Raw genomic sequence first — 5,275 nt, forward strand, 5'->3', positions numbered from 1 at the left:
GGCCGATCGTGCGCCGCTGCTCGACGGGAATCGAGTCGTCCTTTCGTTCCTGGGTTGAGGCGGCCTCGGCGATGCTGGTGAGCCTGTCGTGCGCGGCCTGGGTTTGCTGAGCGGTGCCGTACCAGGTCAGGGTGCCCATACCATCGGGCCGGCCCTCCCACCACACCCCGCGCTCGGCGATCGCCGCCGTGGAGCGCTTCGTGATGGTCTCCGGGTGCGCGCGTTCCCGCAACCGCCTGGCCTTGCTGGCGAGCTTGCCCACCGTGAGTTCTTTCGCGGCGGGCAACAGCTGCGCTTCACACGCGTGCAGGTCCTCGAGGGGGATGAAGCTGAGCTGCTCCATGAGCACCTGCCCGTGCCGGTAACTGATGTCACCGGCACTCATCGCCGTGAGGGTGGCGTTCATCGGGCCGGCGAACATCGACGATTCACCGATCAGGTCCTCCGCCGTGCGATCGGCCAGATGCAAAGAACACGCGACCTCGCTGGNCCCACGCCGCGACCTTCCGCGAGCTCGCATCCGCATCGGTAAGCACCGGCCCCCGCGCCGCCTCAACGGCGTAGTCGGGGTTGAGCAGTTTCGCGTTGGCCGGGTCGCTGCTCCACCGCTGCAGATCGGCCAGCGCGACAGCGCGTTCGGCGTTGGCCTTCGCGATCCTGCGGTGGGCTCTCCGCGCCGTCGCGACCTTCCCCGCGAGAGTGGCCTGGACCTGTTCCTGCAGGGTGCGACGACGCCGGTGCGCCTGCGCGCGGGCGCCGGCATCAGCACCGGTGTCCGGGTTGCGGGCGTCGTGACCCGGGTCATCCGGGTCGGCCGGGAACTGCTCTGCTGGGCTGCTCATACCTTGATAATCGCACCGACCACCGACACTCCAGCCCCAGCAAAACCAGGTGTGGAAAGGCTTTGTGAACAGCCGCTTGTGGAGGAGCGGCCAGTTCGTCGAAGTTGTTGTCGGCTACGTTTCGAGTGCCGCCACCAGGGTCGCATCCTGCGGGTCGATGGCCCGCACACTATTGACTCTGCGGTCCACCAGGCGGGTGCGCATGGTGGCGGCCACCAATGTGGACGATCGATCCAATAGATCGATCATGGCCGTGCGATTCTTCGCCGACTCGGTGGGGTTCGCCCCGGTGATCGACTGCGGGTTCAACCAGGTCGCCCAGGTGTCGGGTTCGAGGAAGGCCGGCATCCGGTCATGCACCTCGCCGGAGGCATCCCGCGCCTCCCGGGTGATCACGGCGAAGACGCGCGACCATTCGCCGTCGGCATCCTTCGACGCCCAGCTGACCCCGGCCGCCGCGAGCAGGCCGTCGGCGTGGATGAAGTGCGGTTGTTTCGCGCCCTTCTCCCCGGTCCACTCGTAGTAACCGAGCATGGGTACGATGCAGCGCGCATTGGAGAACGCGCCGACCCAGAATCGCTGATCAAGCTTCTCCAGCCGGGCATTGATGATCGGCCCGCGTCGCGGCGCCCCGGCCGGTTGCGGCCAGTCCCAGGTGGCCAGTGTCACCTCCCGGGTGGGGGAGTCGGCGCCCTCCGGCTGCCACTCGCGAACGATGGGGGCCGGGTCGGTCGGGGCGATGCTGTAGCTGGGCCGCCAGTCACCGGCACGGCCGCCGGCCGCGACGAAGTCCCGGATGAGGTCGTCGACGTCTTCGTTCATTGCAAATCTGCCGCACATGAAGGTGAGATTACCCTCGTGAGGGCGGCCGAGTCACGCGGATGCCCGAATCGAGCGGTCACGCCGGTCGCCGACTGCGGGGTCAGCTTCGGGTTCAGCCCTCGGCGCTGACCCGCGACGAGAACCGCACGAGGTAGCCATCCGGGTCCTGCACCAGGAACTGGGCGACCCCGGCCCGGGTGTCGCCGGTGGCGTACAACTTGGTTTCGGCTGTCATGAAGAGCGGCCACCCGGCGTTGGCGAGGCGCTTGAGCAGCGGTGCGATGTCCGGCATCATGATCTGAAAGTTGATGCCACGACCCAGCGGGCGCTCCAGGGCGCCGGGGATCCAGTTGCGTCCGCAGCCGACCTGCTCGAGCATCAGGTGCGCCGTGCCGGCGTGGAGGTAGGCGAAGCCGTCGTCTGGTCGGTCGTAGAGCACCTCGAAGCCACACAGTTCGATCCAGAAATGCAGGCTGACCGACAGATCCTCAACCAAGAGCTCGGGCACGAGATCCGGGAAGAACACCGGCTCCGGCGTCGAGGTGACTACGGTTTCGGCTGCTGTCATGCGTTCCAGTATGGCGGCGAGCCGACCGGCATCCGCGCTCAAACCGCGCCCGCTGCGCCACAATCGACTCATGACCGACGGAGCCGGCCCATCCATCAACATCCTGAGCGCCGAACCGGACGATCTGGCGGCGGTGGCCGAACTGCGCTGGAAGCGCCCCGGGTGCCGTGTTCGCGCGCCCCGGTGCGTGCCTCCGGCGACGTGCGGTGCGTCTACGTGGTTCCCACCGAACGAGATTCCGGGATAGGTGGGCGGATGCTCCAGGCGTACGAGCGGGCGGGGTTCTTAGCGTCCGCGCGGCTGCTCCAGGCTACCCGGACACCCTGACCGCGTGATTGTGGCCACCAGAGACCTAATTGATCCGGTGTGCCGGGCTCACTTGTCCCCGCCGGTAGCTGGTGGGGCTGGTGCCGTAGACCCGGGTGAAGGCTGCGCTGAAAGTGAAGGCGTTGCTGTAGCCGACCTCTGCGGCGATGAGGGCGGTGGTGGCGCTGCTGGACGCCAGTCTGTCTGCGGCCAGTGCCAAGCGCCAGTTGGTGAGGTAGGTCATGGGCGGCTGCCCGACGACGGTCTGGAAGCGAGCCGCCATGTTTGCCCGGGAGACGTGCGCCCGCCGCGCCAATTCAGCGACTGTCCAGGGTGCGGCCGGGTCCGCGTGCAGGAGGGCCAGAGCTCGGGCGACCAACGGGTCGTTGGTGCCGGCCGCCCAGCTGGGAACCGGGAACTCGGCGCGCTGTACGCAGACTCGCAGCAGATGCAGCAGTAGCAAGTCCAGGACCCGGTCCAGCGCGCTCTCCTGTCCCAACCCCGGGCGGGTGAGCTCGCGCTCGAGTAGTCCAAGCAAGACCGGATCGACCTCCGTCTCCGTGAAGATCGCCACGGTTGGGAGGGCGGAGGCGACCAACTGACCGGCCGCGGCCGCGCTCTGGTAGCTGCCGATCAATAGGACCGTGGCTCCGTCGGGGCTGTTGCCCCAGGTTCGTACCCCCTGGGACATCGTGAGCTCCAGGTGCTCCCCGGTGGGGGTGCGGCACGACTGCTCCGCATCGATCACCACGGTGGGTTCGCGTTCGGGCGCATCCGCGACGTGGTACGGGGCGGTGCCACGGACGGTGGCCGCCTGTCCCTGATGCAGGGACCGCGGGGCACTTCCCTCTGCGGTGATCCACGCCTGCCCGCGCACAGCGACGATCACGGTCAGTGCGGCCCCGTCCTGAACGTCAATGGCGAATGGCGGGTCCATCACCACACGCAGAGCGAACGCGGACTGCGCCCGGGGACCGGTGAGGAATTGCGATAAAGGATCCACAGGTTCCAGAATAGACGATGAGAGATGTTTTGTAGAGCATGGAGCATTCATCGTCCAATCACGGTGAGTCAGGCTGGGGTCATGACAATCACATCCGAACTCAGTCCCGTTCTTGTCACCGGTGGAACCGGGCGCAGCGGCGCCCGCCTCGTGCGCCACCTCACCGCACGCAACGTGGCGGTGAGGATCGGCACCCGACACGCCCCGGCGCCCTTCGACTGGAACGACCCCCGCACCTGGATCGGGGCTCTCGACGGGGTCAAGGCCGCCTATCTGTGTTACAGCCCCGATCTTGCTGTTCCGGGGGCATCCGAGTCGATCGCGGGTGTCGCCGCAGCCGCCACAGAGGCCGGGGTTCAACGGTTGGTGCTCCTCTCCGGCCGCGGCGAAGAGGGGGCTCGTGCCGCTGAGGACCACGTGCGGACGTGCGGGCTGGAGTGGACGGTGTTGCGGTGCTCATGGTTCGCCCAGAATTTCAGCGAGCACTTCCTGCTCGGCCCGGTCCGACGAGGCAGGCTCCTGCTGCCCGCCGATGGCGGGATTGCCGAACCCTTCGTGGATCTGGACGACCTCGCCGAGGTCGCCGCCGACTCCCTCACCACCGACCGCCACGTCGGGCGGTTGCTGGAACTGACCGGCCCGCGGCTGCTCACCCTCCAGGACGTCGCTGCCGAGCTGTCGGCCGCCACAGGTCGCCCCGTCGAATTCGTGTCCTGCACCGCAGAGGAATTTGCCGCCGATCTCGCCGACGACGGTATCCCCGGCGACGAAGGCTTACCGTTGGCCGGGCTCTTCACCGAGATCCTCGACGGACGCAACGCCGTCATGACTACTGATCTCGCTGGAGCACTCAACCGAGAGCCCACCGACTTCGGCACCTATGCGGCCCGTGCGGCCGGCACCGGCGTGTGGAACGCGCCCGCCAGGGCGTCCCTCCGATGAGCGACTGGCTGCCGGTGTTCGCCGGTACCGGCTCCGCCGCAGCAGGCGGTTTCTACCTTGCCTTCTCCGCTGTGGTGATGCCCGCCCTTCGCCGCCAACCGGCGAAGGATGCGATCACGACCATGGTTTCGATCAATGAGAAGGCCGTGCGGCCTCCGTTCATGATCCTGTTTTTCGGCACCGCGGCCGCCTGCGCAGCTGTTGCCGTTATCGCAGCCACCGACGCGCTCACCCACTCACCGTTCAGGGTCGCCGGAGCGGCAGCCTACCTGGCTGGGTGGGCCTCGACCGTGCTGGTGAACGTGCCGCTGAACAACCGCCTGTCCAGGCGCGGCGGTGGCCAGCCGGATCGGCACTGGCACAGTTTCCAGCGTTCCTGGATTCCAGCCAACCACGTGCGCGCAGCACTCTCGATCGCCGGCGCGGTCGGACTACTTGTTCCCACCTGAAACTGGGCATCGCGGCTAAGAGTTGGCGGTAACGGACCGTTCCCTGCGGGTGCTGGTTACGGTGTGCCACGCGACCTCCGGATGCTTTCCTGGTCGCCTTACTGTGGCCACTGCGGACAACTGGTCGCGGTGCGCTGGAGGTGGATTCAACCGGTCGATGCAACACTGCCGTCTTGTTGGTCTGAGAGTAGCTGGTTCAGGGCTTCGCGGGGCGTGGCTGCGTCGAGTCGTTTGCGGGGGCGGTCGTTGAGTTTGTCGGCGACGAATTCGAGGTAGTCGGGGTGGTAGCCGGAGAGGTCGGTGCCCTTGGGGAAGTACTGGCGCAGCAGCCCGTTGGTGTTCT

6 protein-coding genes and 1 pseudogene are annotated in these 5,275 nt (G+C 67.4%); 2 read left to right on the top strand and 5 right to left on the bottom strand.

From position 1 onward, the window contains the following. The 4 genes from E3O42_RS18090 to E3O42_RS14520 all read right to left on the bottom strand — a co-directional run. On the bottom strand, nucleotides 1-469 hold a 469-nt coding region (locus tag E3O42_RS18090), incomplete at its 3' end, for a DUF222 domain-containing protein (RefSeq protein WP_166788007.1). Between the two features lie 487 nt (nucleotides 470-956). Continuing rightward, a complete protein-coding gene (locus tag E3O42_RS14505) occupies nucleotides 957-1,682 on the bottom strand; it encodes an SOS response-associated peptidase (RefSeq protein ID WP_134454616.1) in 726 nt (241 codons plus the stop codon). Between the two features lie 94 nt (nucleotides 1,683-1,776). Then, nucleotides 1,777-2,232, bottom strand: coding sequence for a bleomycin resistance protein (locus E3O42_RS14510; protein WP_166788009.1), 456 nt, complete (start codon nucleotides 2,230-2,232; stop codon nucleotides 1,777-1,779). Nucleotides 2,233-2,584: 352 nt separating this feature from the next. Next, on the bottom strand, nucleotides 2,585-3,541 hold the full coding sequence (locus E3O42_RS14520) for an AraC family transcriptional regulator (RefSeq protein ID WP_166788010.1): 957 nt from the start codon (nucleotides 3,539-3,541) through the stop codon (nucleotides 2,585-2,587). An 81-nt stretch (nucleotides 3,542-3,622) separates the two neighbouring features. Between E3O42_RS14520 and E3O42_RS14525 the strand changes: the two genes are divergently transcribed. Together E3O42_RS14525 and E3O42_RS14530 are read left to right on the top strand one after the other, a co-directional pair. Beyond that, the gene (locus E3O42_RS14525; RefSeq protein ID WP_134454618.1) at nucleotides 3,623-4,483 is read left to right on the top strand and encodes an NAD(P)H-binding protein; all 861 of its coding nucleotides are present in this window, start codon (nucleotides 3,623-3,625) and stop codon (nucleotides 4,481-4,483) included. Then, complete coding sequence (locus tag E3O42_RS14530; RefSeq protein ID WP_241984850.1) at nucleotides 4,480-4,932, top strand: anthrone oxygenase family protein; 453 nt, start codon at nucleotides 4,480-4,482, stop codon at nucleotides 4,930-4,932. Before E3O42_RS14525 ends, E3O42_RS14530 begins: the two co-directional genes overlap by 4 nt. 146 nt (nucleotides 4,933-5,078) lie before the next feature. On the opposite strand, the pseudogene E3O42_RS18620 reads toward E3O42_RS14530, so the two are convergent. Beyond that, nucleotides 5,079-5,275: pseudogene (locus E3O42_RS18620) on the bottom strand (IS30 family transposase); the annotation flags it as partial.

The sequence above is a fragment of the Cryobacterium adonitolivorans genome, assembly GCF_004402695.1.
Classification (GTDB): Bacteria; Actinomycetota; Actinomycetes; order Actinomycetales; family Microbacteriaceae; genus Cryobacterium; species Cryobacterium adonitolivorans.